Annotated in this window: 12 protein-coding genes; 7 read left to right on the top strand and 5 right to left on the bottom strand. The window is 49.2% G+C overall.

The features are described 5' to 3' along the window. The first annotated feature begins 46 nt into the window (after window positions 1–46). The 6 genes from rsgA (at window position 47) to OOK74_RS01110 (ending at window position 7,687) form a co-directional block, all read left to right on the top strand. Window positions 47–1,108 (top strand): small ribosomal subunit biogenesis GTPase RsgA, encoded by a 1,062-nt coding sequence (rsgA, locus tag OOK74_RS01135; protein ID WP_278182957.1) that lies wholly within the window; start codon window positions 47–49, stop codon window positions 1,106–1,108. 95 nt (window positions 1,109–1,203) lie between these two features. Further along, window positions 1,204–2,061: an archaetidylserine decarboxylase gene (asd, locus tag OOK74_RS01130; RefSeq protein WP_278182956.1), complete on the top strand. Its 858-nt coding sequence runs from the start codon at window positions 1,204–1,206 to the stop codon at window positions 2,059–2,061. A gap of 166 nt (window positions 2,062–2,227) precedes the next feature. Next, on the top strand, window positions 2,228–3,643 hold the full coding sequence (locus tag OOK74_RS01125; RefSeq protein WP_274723597.1) for an SLC13 family permease: 1,416 nt from the start codon (window positions 2,228–2,230) through the stop codon (window positions 3,641–3,643). A 144-nt stretch (window positions 3,644–3,787) separates the two neighbouring features. Next, on the top strand, window positions 3,788–4,675 hold the full coding sequence (locus OOK74_RS01120; RefSeq protein WP_278182955.1) for a DMT family transporter: 888 nt from the start codon (window positions 3,788–3,790) through the stop codon (window positions 4,673–4,675). Window positions 4,676–4,830: 155 nt separating this feature from the next. After that, window positions 4,831–6,363, top strand: coding sequence for a 2,3-bisphosphoglycerate-independent phosphoglycerate mutase (gene gpmM / locus OOK74_RS01115; protein ID WP_278182954.1), 1,533 nt, complete (start codon window positions 4,831–4,833; stop codon window positions 6,361–6,363). A gap of 175 nt (window positions 6,364–6,538) precedes the next feature. Next, window positions 6,539–7,687 carry a murein hydrolase activator EnvC family protein gene (locus tag OOK74_RS01110; RefSeq protein ID WP_277208191.1) on the top strand — a complete coding sequence of 383 codons (1,149 nt, stop codon included), beginning with the start codon at window positions 6,539–6,541 and terminating at the stop codon, window positions 7,685–7,687. Here the strand turns inward: OOK74_RS01110 and OOK74_RS01105 are convergent. The 4 genes from OOK74_RS01105 to nudC form a co-directional block, all read right to left on the bottom strand. Continuing rightward, the gene (locus OOK74_RS01105; protein ID WP_278182953.1) at window positions 7,684–8,643 is read right to left on the bottom strand and encodes a DHH family phosphoesterase; all 960 of its coding nucleotides are present in this window, start codon (window positions 8,641–8,643) and stop codon (window positions 7,684–7,686) included. The genes OOK74_RS01110 and OOK74_RS01105 overlap by 4 nt on opposite strands. Before the next feature lie 82 nt (window positions 8,644–8,725). Continuing rightward, window positions 8,726–9,361 carry a TetR/AcrR family transcriptional regulator gene (locus tag OOK74_RS01100; protein WP_274723613.1) on the bottom strand — a complete coding sequence of 212 codons (636 nt, stop codon included), beginning with the start codon at window positions 9,359–9,361 and terminating at the stop codon, window positions 8,726–8,728. Between the two features lie 95 nt (window positions 9,362–9,456). Then, the gene (gene hemE / locus OOK74_RS01095; RefSeq protein ID WP_274723602.1) at window positions 9,457–10,527 is read right to left on the bottom strand and encodes a uroporphyrinogen decarboxylase; all 1,071 of its coding nucleotides are present in this window, start codon (window positions 10,525–10,527) and stop codon (window positions 9,457–9,459) included. 263 nt (window positions 10,528–10,790) lie between these two features. Then, window positions 10,791–11,582 (bottom strand): NAD(+) diphosphatase, encoded by a 792-nt coding sequence (nudC, locus tag OOK74_RS01090; protein WP_278182952.1) that lies wholly within the window; start codon window positions 11,580–11,582, stop codon window positions 10,791–10,793. Window positions 11,583–11,759: 177 nt separating this feature from the next. Here nudC and rsd point away from each other — a divergent pair, with 177 nt between their 5' ends. Further along, window positions 11,760–12,248, top strand: coding sequence for a sigma D regulator (gene rsd, locus OOK74_RS01085; RefSeq protein WP_274723604.1), 489 nt, complete (start codon window positions 11,760–11,762; stop codon window positions 12,246–12,248). Between the two features lie 93 nt (window positions 12,249–12,341). Here rsd and rpoC read toward each other — a convergent pair whose 3' ends face one another. Beyond that, complete coding sequence (gene rpoC / locus OOK74_RS01080; RefSeq protein ID WP_274723605.1) at window positions 12,342–16,547, bottom strand: DNA-directed RNA polymerase subunit beta'; 4,206 nt, start codon at window positions 16,545–16,547, stop codon at window positions 12,342–12,344. Window positions 16,548–16,646: the final 99 nt, after the last annotated feature.

Here is a 16,646-nt window from a genome sequence, read left to right as displayed (position 1 = left end):
ATTGAGATTTGATACCCCCTATCTAGCAGAGAGTAAGTAGAACACTGTGGCAAAAAAGAAAAAGCTCACTCAAGGCCAAGTCCGCCGAGTTAGAAGCAACCAACACAAAAAACTCAAGCAAGAAGAGTCTATCGTTTGGGATGAGACGCTACTCGGCAATGCTCAATCTGGGTTAGTGATCACCCGCTTTGGTCAACATGCGGATATTGAAGATCCTGCAACGGGTGTCATTCACCGCTGCAATTTACGACGTGGGATCGAAAGCTTAGTCTCTGGCGACAAAGTACTGTGGCGGCCAGGTGCAGAAACGCTAGCCGGAATTTCTGGTGTGGTTGAGGCGGTGGAAACGCGCAGCTCTGTGTTGGTACGCCCGGACTATTATGATGGACTCAAACCCGTCGCTGCGAATGTCGATCAGATGGTGATTGTCTCGTCGGTGTTGCCCGAACTCTCTTTGAATATTATCGATCGCTACTTAATTGCCGCCGAAACCTTAGGCATTGCGCCATTAATTGTGCTCAATAAAATCGATCTACTCAGCCCTGAGCTGCGTGCACAATATACCACTTGGCTTAATGATTACCGGGCCATTGGTTATAACGTACTGTACGTAAGTAAAGTCACCGGTGAAGGTATCACTGATCTTGAAGCGACACTGCGTGATCGCACCAATGTGTTTGTTGGTCAATCGGGGGTCGGCAAATCGAGTCTGGTCAATGCGCTGCTTCCGGAGCTAGAAGAGTATGTAGAAGAAGGCGCGATTTCTGCAACATCAGGTTTAGGGCAACATACTACAACCGCGGCTCGGCTTTACCATATCCCTAGTGGTGGTAATTTGATTGACTCACCAGGAGTGCGTGAATTTGGCCTATGGCACCTCGCCACCGAAGATGTCACCACCGCCTATGTCGAATTTCGGCCCTATTTAGGTGGCTGCAAATTCCGTGATTGTAAACATGGAGATGATCCAGGCTGCTTGTTACGTGCTGCGCTGACTAAAGGCGAAATCAGTGCACAACGTTTCGAAAACTATCACCGTATCGTACAGAGCATGACCGAAAATAAAGCCAATCGACAGTATTCGCGCAGTAAAAAAGCCGATCTGTAATGGCAAATTGTTAGTAAGTTTAGTGCACCTACTGACAGTCACGCGGATTTTCAGTAACATCTTGCGCCCATCACTCACGTATTGGAATGTAAACCATGGATAAGATAAAAGTTGGACTTCAATATTGGATCCCACAACATGGCCTGACCCGTTTGGTCGGTAAGCTGGCATCTGCGCGTGCAGGCCGCCTAACCACCGCCATCATCCGCTGGTTCATCAAACAGTATCACGTCAATATGGACGAGGCTTTACACTCTGATCCCACTTATTTTAAGACGTTTAATGACTTCTTTGTACGTGAGCTCAAAGCTGGCGCTCGCCCAATCGCAGAAGGCGAACAAGTGATCACGCATCCTGCCGATGCGCGTGTCAGCCAATTTGGCCCTATCGAAGAAGGTAAACTGATCCAAGCCAAAGGTCATACATTCTCCGCCCAAGAATTATTAGGCGGCGATGCAGAGCTGGCTGCTGAGTTTGAGGATGGGGATTTTGCGACTCTGTATCTATCACCGAGTGATTATCATCGAGTCCATATGCCATGTGATGGCACGTTACGTCAGATGATCTACGTGCCGGGCGATCTGTTTTCTGTCAATCCACTGACGACAGAAAATGTACCCAATCTGTTCGCGCGCAACGAGCGTGTCGTGTGCATTTTTGATACGGCGTTTGGCCCAATGGCTCAAGTACTGGTCGGTGCGACCATTGTCGGCAGCATTGAACTGGTATGGGCAGGCACGGTCACCCCACCGCGTGGTAACAGCGTCTACCGTTGGGATTATCCAGCCGAGGGTAATCAAGCGGTGATCTTGACCAAAGGTCAAGAAATGGGTCGCTTTAAACTCGGTTCAACCGTGATCAACCTGTTTGCCAAACAAGCCATCCACTTTGATGAGAGTATGGCACATGGTGTGACGACTCGGATGGGTCAGCCTTACGCCGCACAAGCTTAATCTTATCTCTCCACCTTCCTGCCTCGATAGGAGGGTGGACTTTTGAAGTTCGCCACACATCTGCACTGTTGTCGACTGCAAAAGACAAAATTTTAACCCCCCTCTAAGACCGCTCAATGACCGTCGCGTACTCTAGGCATTCAACTTAAGTTAAGAGGAAATGCCAATGCCGCCACTGCAACGAGGTCTGCTCGTCAAACTGCTGATTTGTTTCTTACTGCCGCTTGGCGTATTGCTGATGCCGATTGATGCCATTCCAATCCAAGAATTAACCTTGGTGCAGCACCGTTTATTAGCCATTTTCCTACTTGCCGCCCTGCTGTGGGTGTTAGAGCCGGTTCCTGTTTTTGCCACTTCGATTCTGATCATTGCCCTAGAACTGATCATGATTTCCGATAAAGGGTTACATGGATTTCGCGCCGCCGATCCTGCCCATCCACTCGGTGAATTGCTGAAATACACCGACATTTTCAGCGCCTTTTCCTCACCGATCATCATTCTGTTCATGGGTGGATTCGCCTTAGCCATCGCGGCATCCAAATACGAATTGGACAACAACTTAGCGCGGGTACTGCTGAAACCGTTTGGCCACCAACCGAAATACATCATGCTCGGCTTAATGTTGATCACTTCTGTTTTCTCAATGTTTATGTCCAACACCGCCACCACGGTGATGATGTTGGCGCTACTTGGCCCGATCGTCGCCTCAGCACCGAAAGGTGATTTAGGCATCAAAGCTCTGGTATTGTGCATTCCGATCGCCGCCAATACCGGTGGTATTGCCACCCCGATTGGTACCCCGCCTAACGCGATTGCGCTGCAATATTTGACCGGTGAAAATAGCATTGATTTTCTATCTTGGATGATGATGGGTTTACCGTTTGTATTGGTACAACTGACCATTGCTTGGTTCCTGCTCCAAAAGCTATTCCCCTCTTCACAAGCCACTATGACGCTCAAGCTGAAAGGTGAATTTCAACGTGGCTGGCGTGCGATGCTGGTGTACTTCACCTTCGCCATCACCATCGTATTGTGGATGACCACCACCTGGCATGGCATGAACACTTATGTGGTGGCGATTATTCCACTGGCGATGTTTACTCTGACTGGCATTATGGGCAAAGAAGAGCTGAAACAGATCAACTGGGATGTTTTGTGGTTAGTGGCTGGTGGGATCGCTATTGGCATCGGCCTTGAACAAACCGGCCTTGCCCAAGCGTTAGCCCACGCGATCGACTACCAATCACTCTCTCCAATGCTGATTGTGATTGTGCTGTCTCTGGTCTGTTGGCTAATGGCCAATTTTATGTCAAATACCGCCACCGCCAACTTGATCATGCCGATCGCGGCCGCGATTGGCACTTCAATGAGCAGTCTTGAGCAAATTGGCGGCCTACAAGCGCTGTTAGTGGTCGTGGCTTTCTCCGCATCACTTGGGATGATTTTACCCGTGTCAACGCCCCCTAACTCGCTCGCCTATTCGACCGGTCTTATTGAAAGCAAAGATATGGCCAAAACCGGGCTGATCCTCGGTATCGTTGGACTGGGCATTGTCTATCTGGTGGCATTCATGCTCGGATAAGCATGACAGAGAACGCGGGTACGGAGACCTTGCTGCAACGCTTCACGCAGCAAGGTCATACTGTACCGCCAACGCTGAAATTCACTTTGTTTTACAGATCGCAAATGGCATATTGAGAGCCCAAAAACCGCTAAGGATAATGTCATGGGTTACGAATGGCTGGCACTGGCTGCCGCCGCGCTTTGGGCTCTCACCAGTTTACTTTCTATCACTCCCGCCAAACATCTCGGTCCATTTGCTTATAGCCGTTGGCGGATGGGGTGCACCTCCATCATCCTGATTATCTTTGCCATCTTTTCCGGCGGTTGGCCGACAGTCACCCACGAAGCGATCCCAGCAATGATGCTATCAGGATTGATTGGGATTTTTATCGGCGATACCGCGCTGTTCGCTTGCCTTAATCGCATGGGGCCAAGACAATCTGGGCTGCTGTTTTCCTGTCATGCGGTATTTTCTGCACTACTGGGGTATTTTCTGTTTAGCGAAAGCATGACAGGGCAAGAGTTGCTCGGTTCAAGCCTAGTATTTGCTGGGGTGCTACTGGCAATTTTCTTTGGTCGCCGTCAGCAAGCGGCCACCCATCTCGATAATGTTAATGGCCCTCTCTGGATTGGCATTAGCTTAGGGCTCATCGCCGCACTATGCCAAGCCCTTGGCGGGATCATTGCCAAACCGGTGATGCAAACCGCAATTGATCCAATCGCGGCCTCAGCAATACGCATGATCACCGCCTTTGCGGCGCACACAGTACTCTACCTCACTGGCGTGTCAATCGCTCGGCCGAGCCAACCTATCACCTTCTCAATTTTTCTTATCACCGCTCTCAACGGCTTGATGGCAATGGCAATCGGCATGACGTTGATCTTGTATGCCTTGCGTGAGGGTAACGTCGGCATGGTCGCGTTACTCTCTTCCACCACCCCCATAATGTTGCTACCACTACTGTGGTGGTACAGCAAACAGCGCCCAAACCGCTATGCTTGGTTAGGCGCCATCATTGCCGTAGCGGGCACTGGCTTATTGGTAACCTAATGTCGATACTTAATGTCCATATTGATCAATAGGCTACATTTACTTGCAATGATAGAGAGAATCATTGATCTTAACGGGATGCAAAGCGCCTGAATTGTAGTAAAATTACGCTAATTTTATGTTTCAGTTATTTTGATTTTGACGAGGTTAGAACTATGTCAGCTAAGAAGCCAATGGCTCTGGTGATCCTAGACGGTTGGGGTTACCGCGAAGACAACGCAAATAATGCGATCAACAATGCGCGTACACCTGTGATGGATAGCCTAATGGCCAACAACCCTCACACTCTGATTTCAGCTTCAGGTATGGACGTAGGTCTGCCTGATGGTCAAATGGGTAACTCAGAAGTGGGTCACACCAACATCGGTGCTGGCCGTATTGTTTACCAAGACCTAACTCGCATCACCAAAGCGATCATGGATGGTGAATTCCAACAAAACGAAGTTCTGGTGGCTGCAATTGATAAAGCGGTCGCGGCAGGTAAAGCCGTTCACCTGATGGGTTTGATGTCTCCAGGTGGCGTACACTCGCACGAAGATCACATCTATGCCGCCGTAGAAATGGCAGCAGCCCGCGGCGCAGAAAAGATTTATCTGCACTGCTTCCTTGATGGCCGTGACACGCCACCACGTAGCGCACAAGCATCACTGCAACGCTTCCAAGATCTATTTGCCAAACTAGGCAAAGGCCGTATTGCTTCTATCGTGGGCCGTTACTACGCAATGGACCGAGACAACAACTGGGATCGCGTGGAAAAAGCCTACGATCTGCTCACGCTGGCACAAGGTGAATTGACTTGTGACTCTGCGGTTGAAGCGCTACAAGCAGCATACGCTCGTGAAGAAAACGACGAATTCGTGAAAGCGACTGAAATTCGTGCGGCTGGCCAAGAATCCGCCGCGATGCAAGATGGCGATGCGCTGCTGTTTATGAACTACCGTGCTGACCGCGCGCGTCAAATCACGCGTACCTTTGTACCTGATTTCACTGGTTTTAACCGTAAATCTTACCCTGCGCTTAATTTTGTGATGCTGACTCAATACGCCGCAGACATTCCACTGAAGTGTGCGTTTGGCCCAGCCTCACTGGAAAATACTTACGGTGAATGGCTATCAAAAGCGGGTAAAACTCAGCTACGCATCTCTGAAACTGAGAAATATGCCCACGTGACCTTCTTCTTCAACGGTGGCGTAGAAAACGAATTCCCAGGCGAAGAGCGTCAATTGGTGGCTTCACCAAAAGTGGCGACCTATGATCTGCAACCAGAAATGAGCTCAAAAGAGCTGACTGACAAACTGGTCGCGGCGATCAAATCGGGTAAATACGATGCGATCATCTGTAACTATCCAAACGGCGACATGGTCGGCCATACTGGTGTGTATGATGCCGCGGTGAAAGCGTGTGAGGCGGTCGATGAGTGTATTGGCCGTGTGGTTGAAGCGATCAAAGAAGTGGATGGTCAACTGCTGATCACCGCTGACCACGGTAACGCGGAAATGATGATCGACCCAGAAACCGGCGGTGTACACACTGCGCATACCAGCTTGCCTGTCCCACTGATCTATGTGGGTAATCAAACGCTGAGCCTGAAAGACAACGGTAAGCTGTCAGATCTCGCGCCAACCATGTTGTCTCTGTTAGAGATGGACATTCCGGCCGATATGTCAGGCCAAGTGCTGTACCGCTAAGTACAGCAGATAGCAAAAATCCTCAACGCCCTGGATCTTCAGGGCGTTTTTGCATATTAAGCCGATAGAAATTACCCGCAGAATTGCAAACTTTTGACATCGCAGGCTCGCCTGATGCCTAGCTTTGGGTATACTGAGTCATCAATCTCAATCCACCAATGCCAGATCCCACTCCATGACACCAACTGCGCTGCCCGCGATTTTCCGTGACTTCCAAGCTCGCTGCTTGATCCGTCGAGCGCTCGCTTGTCTATTATTGATCGTCACACCATCTCTTACCGCCGCAACCAATCAGGAATTGTCTGGTGTCAAAAATGAAATTTCGCGCCAACAACAAGCACTCAGCCAGCAACAAAAATCACTGGATCAATTACAACAAACGTTGAAGCAGCAAGAGCTTGGCATTAACGGCATTGAACGGCAGATCAGTAAAACCAAAACCGATCTTGATAATACCAATCGCAATATTGCTCAGATCAACAGCAACATCCAAGCATTGCAAACTCAGCAACAGCAACAAGCCGAGCAACTTGAGCACCTATTGCAAACCTATTACCTCACTAAGCGATCACTCAGTAGTAGCCCGTTTTTTCATCGTAATGCGGATGAAGATCGTATCAGTCAGTACTATCAACACTTGGCAAAAAAACGCACCCAAGCCATCGCTGATCTCCAAAAAACCCAAGCCGAACTCAATGCCAGCCAGCAGCAAAGGCAACGTGATCGTGAACAAATCGAAAAATTGCTCGCGCAGCAAACCCAGCAAAGAGATCAGTTGGCCAAAACCCAAAATGAACGTAAGCAGACGGTGAAAAAAATCGAGAGCAGTATCTCTGGTGATAAGGTGTATCTGGCGGAGCTGCAGCGTAATGAAACCCGTTTAAAAGCCGAAATTGCCAAAGCCGCCAAACGTAATGCGGTGCTGATGAATGGGATCGCCAATCAGCGAGGCAAATTGCCGTGGCCAATTAAAGGCCGACCTTTGCATCATTTTGGTGAGCGACAAACCGGACAAATCGACTGGAAAGGCCTAGTGATCGAAGCGAACTATGGTCAAGAAGTCAAAGCCGTGTATCCCGGCACCATAGTGTTTGCCGAATATCTGCGTGGTTATGGTCTTGTTGTGCTGCTCGACCACGGTAAAGGTGACATGACGCTGTATGGGTTCAACCAAACTCTACTCAAAAAAGAGGGCGATAAAGTCATCGCGGGAGAAACCATTGCCCTGGCGGGTGATACCGGTGGCCAATCTCGCGCGTCACTCTATTTTGAAATTCGCCGCAATAGCCGCGCTGAAAATCCGACTCAGTGGTTAGTGCGTTAACGCGCGTAATAGCGCGTGATCTGCCGTATAAACTCATCCAACTGTGCATGTGGCAACTGGTTAATACCGCCAGCCGATTCGCGGCCTCCCCCTGAGGCAAACTGCGCGCACAAGGCTCCCGCTCCTCGTTGATTACCCAATGGGGCTCGCAGCGATAGCGTGTAGTGCTGCTCATCGGCATCAATCACGATCAAATGCGCACGCTGCTCATCCTGATTAGCCAAATAATTGGCCAAAGTACCACTGACTCGCTGCGCTGCAGCACAATCCGGTAACACCACCACTGTTAAGTTTGGGCTCTGTGCATAAATCGGCTGAGCCAGCGCAAACGCCAAATCTTGCTGATAGGCGCTGCGTAATTGATAGAAAGGCGAGTTGAGATCGGCCAATACCGCCCATGGCGTCTGGTAAGAGAGCAAGGTTTGATATAGCCTATCTGGTGCAAAATGCAGCTCAGACACCCTACGTCCATAGCCATTATAGTTAATCAACGTTCCTAACTCACAGAGCGCTGCAGTTTGCTCGGCATCCAATCCCACTTGCTCGGCCAAAGCCTGCGCAACTCGGTGCAAATTATCACCAAACGCCGCGGCAATTGCCCACTCTCGAAAACGTCCAGCCAGTAGACGATCGATGATCAGCGCGGTACAAACATTGGCATCGGTATCTATATGCGCTTGCAGGGCAGAATGGGTAGGAATATCACCGGGCTGATGATGGTCGGCATAAAACACACTCGCCCCAGCTTGCAATGCACGCTGCACACCACGCTGATTTTTGGCCATGGAGAGATCCAATACCACCAGCGCATCACCTTGGGTAACATCAAGCCGATCCAGTAAAGCAATATCACGCTTCACCCCGGTCACCAATCGAGTTGATTTAGGATTGGCTAAACGCCACTGCACCAGTGACAAAATGCCATCGGCATCGCCATTAAACACATCGTAATCCATGCTCTTCGCCTCTTCGCACAATCGCTAAGACGTTAGCAAGTGAGCGGGATTTTGCCCAAGACAGATTGGTTATAACTCATGCTCAAGCATGCATGGCGCGCACGCCATCCTCGAGCCATTGCAGTTGCTCACGTCCAGCTTTCGTCGCGCAAGGCTTGACCACGGAGATCATCTGCAGCATACCTTGATGGATCACCTGTTCGGTGATTTGAGTTTTGTGTGACATCGCGGCTTGATAGCTAAGCCAACTTGAGGCAATCAAATGCAAAGTACGCACTAATTTAGGCATCTCCTCTTCGCTTAATTGCAACAACTGCAAATTCACGAAATGGCGCACAATATCAATTAAATTGGTCTGTAACTGCTCTTGCACCTGAATATACTCGTCGTGCAACTTTTCATCACGCTGCAAAATTTCCGGCAAATTAGCGTAAAAAAAACGGTATTTCCACATCAAGGTAAAAATGGAATCTAAATATCGTTTCAGTAGGGCGAGGCTCTCATATTGCCCTTGGTCAGGGGTAAAACGCTCAAGTAACTCGGTGGCGTAGAGCGCAAAAATATCACGCACTATCTCCTGCTTATTACGAAAGTGGTAATACAGATTGCCAGGGCTGATCTCCATATGAGCGGCAATGTGGTTAGTGGTGATATTGCGCTCACCAAGCTGATTAAACAGCTCAAGCGCAGCATGCACGATGCGAACCTTGGTTTTGATCATCATGGGGGTCATCTATCGATTAAGATACGCCAAGTATAAAGCATACTGGCGCAAAATGAGCACAGCGCCTGCTATGCAGACGCTGTGCTGGATTATGCTTGGTGATAAGGTTTGGAAAGCTCATGTACCGCTTCGACAAACACACCCGCGTTCTCAGGTGGCACATCAAGATGAATACCGTGTCCCAAATTAAACACATGTCCGGTAGCGCCATGACCGAAACCAGCCAAAATACTCGCCACTTCTTCACGAATTCGTGGTGCTGGAGCATACAAAATCGAAGGATCCATATTGCCTTGCAAAGCGACTTTATCACCCACTCGAGCTTTGGCATCGGCAATATTGATGGTCCAATCGAGACCGACCGCATCACAGCCGGTTGCCGCGATCTGCTCAAGCCACATGCCACCATTTTTGGTAAACAGGGTCACCGGCACACGTCGGCCTTCATTTTCACGGATTAAGCCATCGACAATTTTGTGCATATACTGCAAGGAGAATAGCTGGTAGTCGCGTGGGGTTAATACTCCGCCCCAAGTATCAAACACCATCACCGCTTGGGCTCCGGCTTTGATTTGTGCATTGAGATAATCAATCACGCTATCGGCCAATTTGTCTAATAACGTATGCAGCAGCGCAGGTGAGCTGTACATCATGTTTTTGATTTTAGTGAACGCTTTTGAGCTGCCGCCTTCCACCATATAAGTTGCCAAGGTCCAAGGACTGCCGGAAAAACCAATCAGTGGCACGGCACCTTGCAAATCTTTACGAATTTGGCGTACCGCATTCATCACATACTGCAATTCGCCTTCCGGATCGGGAATGCCAATTTTATCGACATCCGCTTTACAGGTGATCGGACGCTCAAACACTGGGCCTTCACCGGCGGCAAAACGCAGCCCAAGCCCCATCGCATCTGGAATGGTCAAAATATCGGAGAACAAAATCGCTGCATCAAGCGGAAAGCGGCGTAGCGGCTGTAATGTGACTTCAGAAGCCAACTCAGCATTTTTACACAGCGCCATAAAATCTCCCGCTTGAGCGCGAGTAGCACGGTATTCAGGAAGATAACGACCCGCTTGGCGCATCATCCATACAGGGGTGTAATCGACTGGCTGCTTGAGCAGCGCACGCAGATAGCGATCGTTTTTTAATTCTGTCATGCTGATTTCCACTTATTTGGCTTCTTAAGTTTGACGGCTATTCTAACACCGTTTACGACAAAAGCGGTTGGCTTTGCAAGCGAGATCAAGTTATTAACGTTTAAATGGATGCTTAAATTGCGTCCAACGCGTAACAGTGTTAAAAATTTGTTCGCTAGCGAAAACTATAACCATAAACTGGGTCGACGACCCAACATCTCATAACGACATCTTACTTACCCCCTCCTTCACCGGAGGGTTTTTTTTATCCTTTTTTATCTTTTTTAATCCTTATTGGTGGCGGTTATCTCGTGACGAATATCCGCTAGCGTTTGCTCAATCAAAGCACGAGCAATGGTACCTGATGGTGCAACCGGTGGTAGCTTATCAAGTTCAAACCAATTGGCATCACTCAATTCACTGTAGTCTGGCTTGAGTTCACCACGGTGATAATCAGCTAAAAAAGCCATCATCATACTGGATGGAAAAGCCCACGGCTGACTGCCAAAGTAGCGAATATTGATCACTTCAATTCCGGTTTCTTCCAAAACTTCGCGTGCTACACACTGCTCAAGGGTTTCACCGACCTCAACAAATCCTGCTATCACTGTATACATGCCATTGCGATGACGTGGATGCTGGGCCAGTAAGATCTGCTGCGATTTACGCACTGCGACAATAATGCATGGAAAAATACGAGGATAATGCAAGGTTCGGCAATCATGGCACTGCATTGCCAACTCTTGATGATTAAGATAATTTCGGCCACCACACTGTGGGCAGAAGCGTAAGGTTTGACTCATGTGACCATATTGCACTGCTTTGCTCGCCGCTAGGAATAGGGCTTGATCCACACTTATCAATTCTCGCAGTGAACTCAGAGGATGATCTTGCTCAACATCCGCGGCGTTCAACCAATAGACTGGAGAATTTTGGTAGTGATCAACTAAGATCGCATGGCGGGATGGCAACTGCCATTGCTGTGCAGTACCGTAAGGAATTTGCCCATCCACCAACCAAATGTCGCTGCCTGAGACAACGCACCAATAAGCGTTCTTGCCGTCACTCTTTTCCACTCTGTTTCTCCTGATTACTTGCAGTCCAATCATTTTACTGGCAATCTAAATTCTCACCACAATTTATCAACATAAGAATTATTGTCGAGCGTTGTTGTGAAGGGAGTTGTGATATCTAATTGATATTACTGGAAAATGAAAGATCGCCATTAACGATCCGATCATGAGGACACGATCATGCTAAATAAATTTAAACACGTCCAAGATCAATGGGGTGGTTCGAGCGATATCATTGATCATTGGTTGGATAACCGACAGCATGTCATCGTGGAATATTGTAAACTGGCGGCCTTACAACCTTGTTCGACCAAAACCACCATCTCAGAACTTCCCTCGCCGCAGGCACTGCTCTATTTTTGCCAAGAGTTAGTAGATTACATTTCTGAAGGCCATTTCAAAATTTACCACATGGTAATGAACCAATGGCAAGCGACGGGCTTTAAAGCCACCGACGAGATCAATCAACTGTATCGGGAAATCATTGCTACCACTGAGCCGCTGCTCAATTTTAATGATCAATACGCCACCGTAACCGAATATGATGAATTGCTCGAATTGGATCGTGATCTATCGAAAGTCGGCGAAGTGCTCGAAGTACGCTTTTCATTAGAAGATCGTTTAATCCAGTTAATCGTAGATAGCCTCGCCCTACCACCCGGAGCGTAAACGCCCAGCAAAGATCCACATCTCCATATTAAAATAGTTCTCCAGCGTATAAAAAAAGGCACCCGAAGGTGCCTTTTTGCATGGTTTGATGACTTACTCGTCGTCAGAAGAGAAACCTGCATTGAGCAGTGCAGCGAGGTTGTCTGAGGCTTGTTCAGCCGATGGACCTTGCTGTTGTTGTGCACGTTTAGCTTGACGATCTTGGTGGTAGGCAAAACCAGTACCCGCCGGGATCAGACGACCAACGATCACGTTCTCTTTCAGGCCACGCAGATCGTCACGCTTACCAGATACCGCCGCTTCCGTTAGAACGCGAGTGGTTTCTTGGAACGATGCTGCCGAGATGAAGGATTCCGTCGCCAGAGATGCTTTGGTAATACCCAGCAGCTCACGCTCGAAACGAGCTGGCTCTTTGCCTTCTTCTTCCAGTTTACGGTTCGCGATCTTCACTTGTGAGTACTCAAGTGTCTCGCCAGGCAAGAACTCTGAGTCACCCGCGAAGGTGATCGTACACTTACGCAGCATTTGACGAACGATAGTCTCGATGTGCTTATCGTTAATCTTAACGCCTTGTAGACGGTAAACTTCCTGAACTTCGTTAGCGATGTAAGTGGTCACTGCATGGATACCACGCAGACGCAGAATGTCATGTGGCGACTCTGGGCCGTCCGCAATCACATCACCACGCTCGATACGCTCACCTTCAAACACGTTCAACTGACGATGTTTCGGGATCATATCTTCGTAAGTATCACCGCTGTCACGAGTAATGATCAGACGACGCTTGCCTTTGGTCTCTTTACCGAACGATACGGTACCTGAGTGCTCGGCCAAAATCGCAGGCTCTTTTGGCTTACGCGCTTCAAACAGATCCGCAACGCGTGGTAGACCACCGGTGATGTCTTTGTTACCGCCAGATTTCTGAGGAATACGAGCAAGAGTATCACCCACATTCACTTCAGCACCGTCGTCCAAGTTCACAATCGCTTTACCTGGCAGGAAGTATTGAGCTGGCATATCTGTACCTGGGATCAGGACATCTTTACCATTCGCATCAATCAGCTTAATCGCTGGACGCATATCTTTACCTGCGGCTGGACGCGCTGCGGCTTCAGTCACTTCACTTGAAGACAGACCGGTCAAATCGTCGGTTTGACGAGAAACGGTAACACCATCGATCATATCCACAAACTGTACGCGACCAGCCACTTCAGTGATGATTGGCATGGTGTGCGCTTCCCAGTTCGCGACGGTTTCGCCCGCGGCGACGGCATCGCTATCGGCTTTGCTCAGCATTGAGCCGTATGGCAGTTTGTGTTTCTCTTTGGTACGACCAAATTCGTCAATGATGGTCAGCTCAGAAGCACGCGAGGTGATCACCAGCTTGCCATCTTTGTTGATTACGAACTTCGCGTTATGCAGTTTCACCGAACCGTTGTTCTTGGCTTGGATGCTGTTTTCTGCTGCTGCCGTTGATGCCGCACCACCGATGTGGAACGTACGCATCGTCAGCTGTGTACCTGGTTCACCGATAGACTGTGCGGCAATAACACCAACCGCTTCACCTTGGTTAACCAAGTGACCACGTGCTAGGTCACGACCGTAACACAGTGCACAACAACCGAAGTCAGATTCACAAGTTACCACTGAACGCACTTTGATTTGGTCAACTGAGTTATCGTTGATCACCTTACACCACTTCTCATCGAGCAGCGTATTACGAGAGATCAGAACTTCCTCAGTACCTGGCTTGAGGATATCTTCCGATACCACACGACCCAGTGCCAATTCGGTCAGTGCTACTTTCACGTCACCACCTTCGATGTGTGGTGTCATCACCACGCCTTCTACAGTGCCACAATCGTGTTCAGTAACCACTACGTCTTGCGCTACGTCTACCAGACGACGAGTCAGGTAACCGGAGTTCGCTGTTTTCAGTGCCGTATCCGCCAGACCCTTACGAGCACCGTGCGTTGAGATAAAGTACTGAAGAACGTTTAGACCTTCTTTAAAGTTTGCGGTGATTGGCGTTTCGATGATCGAACCATCTGGACGCGCCATCAGACCACGCATACCCGCCAACTGACGGATCTGAGCGGCCGAACCACGAGCGCCCGAGTCAGCCATCATATAGATGCTGTTGAACGACTCTTGCTTCTCTTGTTCACCTTGACGGTTAGTCACCTGCTCAGAAGAGAGGTTTTCCATCATCGCTTTCGCTACGCGATCGTTGGTTGAAGCCCAAATATCGATCACTTTGTTGTAGCGTTCGCCAGCGGTAACCAGACCTGACTGGAACTGCTCTTGAATTTCGCGAACTTCTTCTTCCGCTTCTGCAATTTCGGTGTACTTAGCCGCTGGAACCACCATGTCGTCGATACCAACCGATACACCAGACAATGCCGCGTAAGCGAAACCGGTGTACATGATTTGGTCCGCGAAGACTACGGTGTCTTTCAGACCCAGCTTACGGTACGCTTCATTGAGCAGGTTAGAAATTTGCTTCTTACCCAGCTTCTGGTTAACCAAGCTGTATGGCAGACCTTTCGGTACGATTTGCCACAACATGGCACGGCCTACGGTCGTGTCAATCATCTTGGTTTCTGTGGTCGAGCTACCGTTTTCATGCTTGATGGTTTCGGTAATACGCACTTTAACGCGAGCGTGTAGCTCAGCCGTTTTGGTGCGGTATGCCTTTTCAGCCTCAGCCGGGCCAGTCAAGTACATACCTTCGCCTTTCGCATTGATCTTTTCACGGGTCATGTAGTACAGACCCAGTACCACGTCTTGCGATGGTACGATGATTGGATCACCTGACGCAGGCGACAGAATGTTGTTGGTTGACATCATCAGGGTACGTGCTTCCAACTGCGCTTCTAGCGTCAGAGGAACGTGTACCGCCATTTGGTCACCATCGAAGTCCGCGTTATATGCCGCACACACCAATGGGTGCAGTTGGATCGCTTTACCTTCGATCAGAACCGGTTCAAACGCTTGGATACCCAAACGGTGCAGTGTTGGTGCACGGTTCAGTAGCACTGGGTGTTCACGGATCACTTCATCTAAGATATCCCACACCACCGCTTCTTCGCGTTCAACCATTTTCTTGGCCGCTTTGATCGTCGTCGCTAGGCCACGCGTTTCCAGCTTGCTGTAGATAAATGGTTTGAATAGCTCAAGCGCCATTTTCTTCGGCAGACCACACTGATGCAGACGCAAGTATGGACCTACGGTGATAACCGAACGACCTGAGTAGTCAACACGTTTACCCAGCAAGTTCTGACGGAAACGACCTTGCTTACCTTTGATCATGTCAGCCAGAGACTTCAGAGGACGCTTGTTTGAACCGGTGATCGCACGACCACGACGGCCGTTATCCAGCAACGCATCCACAGACTCTTGCAGCATACGTTTTTCGTTACGTACGATGATGTCAGGGGCTGCTAGCTCAAGCAGACGCTTCAAACGGTTGTTACGGTTGATCACGCGACGGTACAGATCGTTCAGATCTGACGTAGCGAAACGACCGCCATCCAGTGGCACCAGTGGACGTAGATCTGGTGGCAGCACTGGCAGCACAGTCAGGATCATCCATTCTGGTTTATTGCCAGAGGCAAGGAACGCTTCTACCAATTTCAGACGCTTAGTCAGCTTCTTACGCTTGGTTTCTGAGTTAGTGGTGTCCAGCTCTTCACGCATCTGCTCCGTTTCGGTTTGCAGATCCATCGATGCCAGCAGATCTTTGATCGCTTCCGCACCCATTTTCGCAGTGAACTCATCACCCCACTCTTCCAAGCGGTCGAGATACTCTTCTTCCGTCAGCATTTGACCACGTTCAAGGTCAGTCATGCCTGGCTCAGTCACTACGTACATTTCGAAGTACAGTACGCGCTCGATGTCACGCAGAGGCATATCCATCAGCAAACCGATACGAGATGGTAGAGACTTCAGGAACCAGATGTGTGCTACTGGAGAAGCCAGCTCGATGTGGCCCATACGGTCACGACGAACTTTAGTTTGGGTGACTTCAACGCCACATTTCTCACAGATCACACCACGGTGTTTCAGGCGCTTATATTTGCCACAAAGACATTCGTAGTCTTTTACTGGGCCAAAAATACGCGCACAGAACAGACCATCGCGCTCAGGTTTGAACGTACGATAGTTGATGGTTTCAGGTTTTTTCACTTCACCAAAAGACCATGAGCGGATCATGTCCGGTGAAGCCAGACCGATTTTGATCGCATCAAATTCTTCGGTCTTATGCTGTGCTTTTAGAAAGTTTAATAAGTCTTTCACATTCAGCTCCTGTAAGGAGTTAAAAGGGACTCGCTGCACTTAGCTGCGAGCACCTTCCTACCGAAAACCACTAGGCTTCCCCTTGCGGGGAAACCTGAG

This window comes from Vibrio misgurnus (assembly GCF_029635775.1).
GTDB lineage: Bacteria > Pseudomonadota > Gammaproteobacteria > Enterobacterales > Vibrionaceae > Vibrio > Vibrio chanodichtyis.
The sequence above is the reverse complement of the archived record's forward strand: the minus strand, read 5'-3'. Positions and strand labels throughout refer to the sequence as shown.

Bases quoted from the DNA above. Each gene is read 5' to 3' on its own strand.
- asd (WP_278182956.1), top strand. From the start codon at position 1,204: ATGGATAAGATAAAAGTTGGACTTCAATATTGGATCCCACAACATGGC.
- OOK74_RS01125 (WP_274723597.1), top strand. From the start codon at position 2,228: ATGCCGCCACTGCAACGAGGTCTGCTCGTCAAACTGCTGATTTGTTTC.
- OOK74_RS01120 (WP_278182955.1), top strand. From the start codon at position 3,788: ATGGGTTACGAATGGCTGGCACTGGCTGCCGCCGCGCTTTGGGCTCTC.
- gpmM (WP_278182954.1), top strand. From the start codon at position 4,831: ATGTCAGCTAAGAAGCCAATGGCTCTGGTGATCCTAGACGGTTGGGGT.
- OOK74_RS01110 (WP_277208191.1), top strand. From the start codon at position 6,539: ATGACACCAACTGCGCTGCCCGCGATTTTCCGTGACTTCCAAGCTCGC.
- OOK74_RS01105 (WP_278182953.1), bottom strand. From the start codon at position 8,643: ATGGATTACGATGTGTTTAATGGCGATGCCGATGGCATTTTGTCACTG.
- hemE (WP_274723602.1), bottom strand. From the start codon at position 10,527: ATGACAGAATTAAAAAACGATCGCTATCTGCGTGCGCTGCTCAAGCAG.
- rsd (WP_274723604.1), top strand. From the start codon at position 11,760: ATGCTAAATAAATTTAAACACGTCCAAGATCAATGGGGTGGTTCGAGC.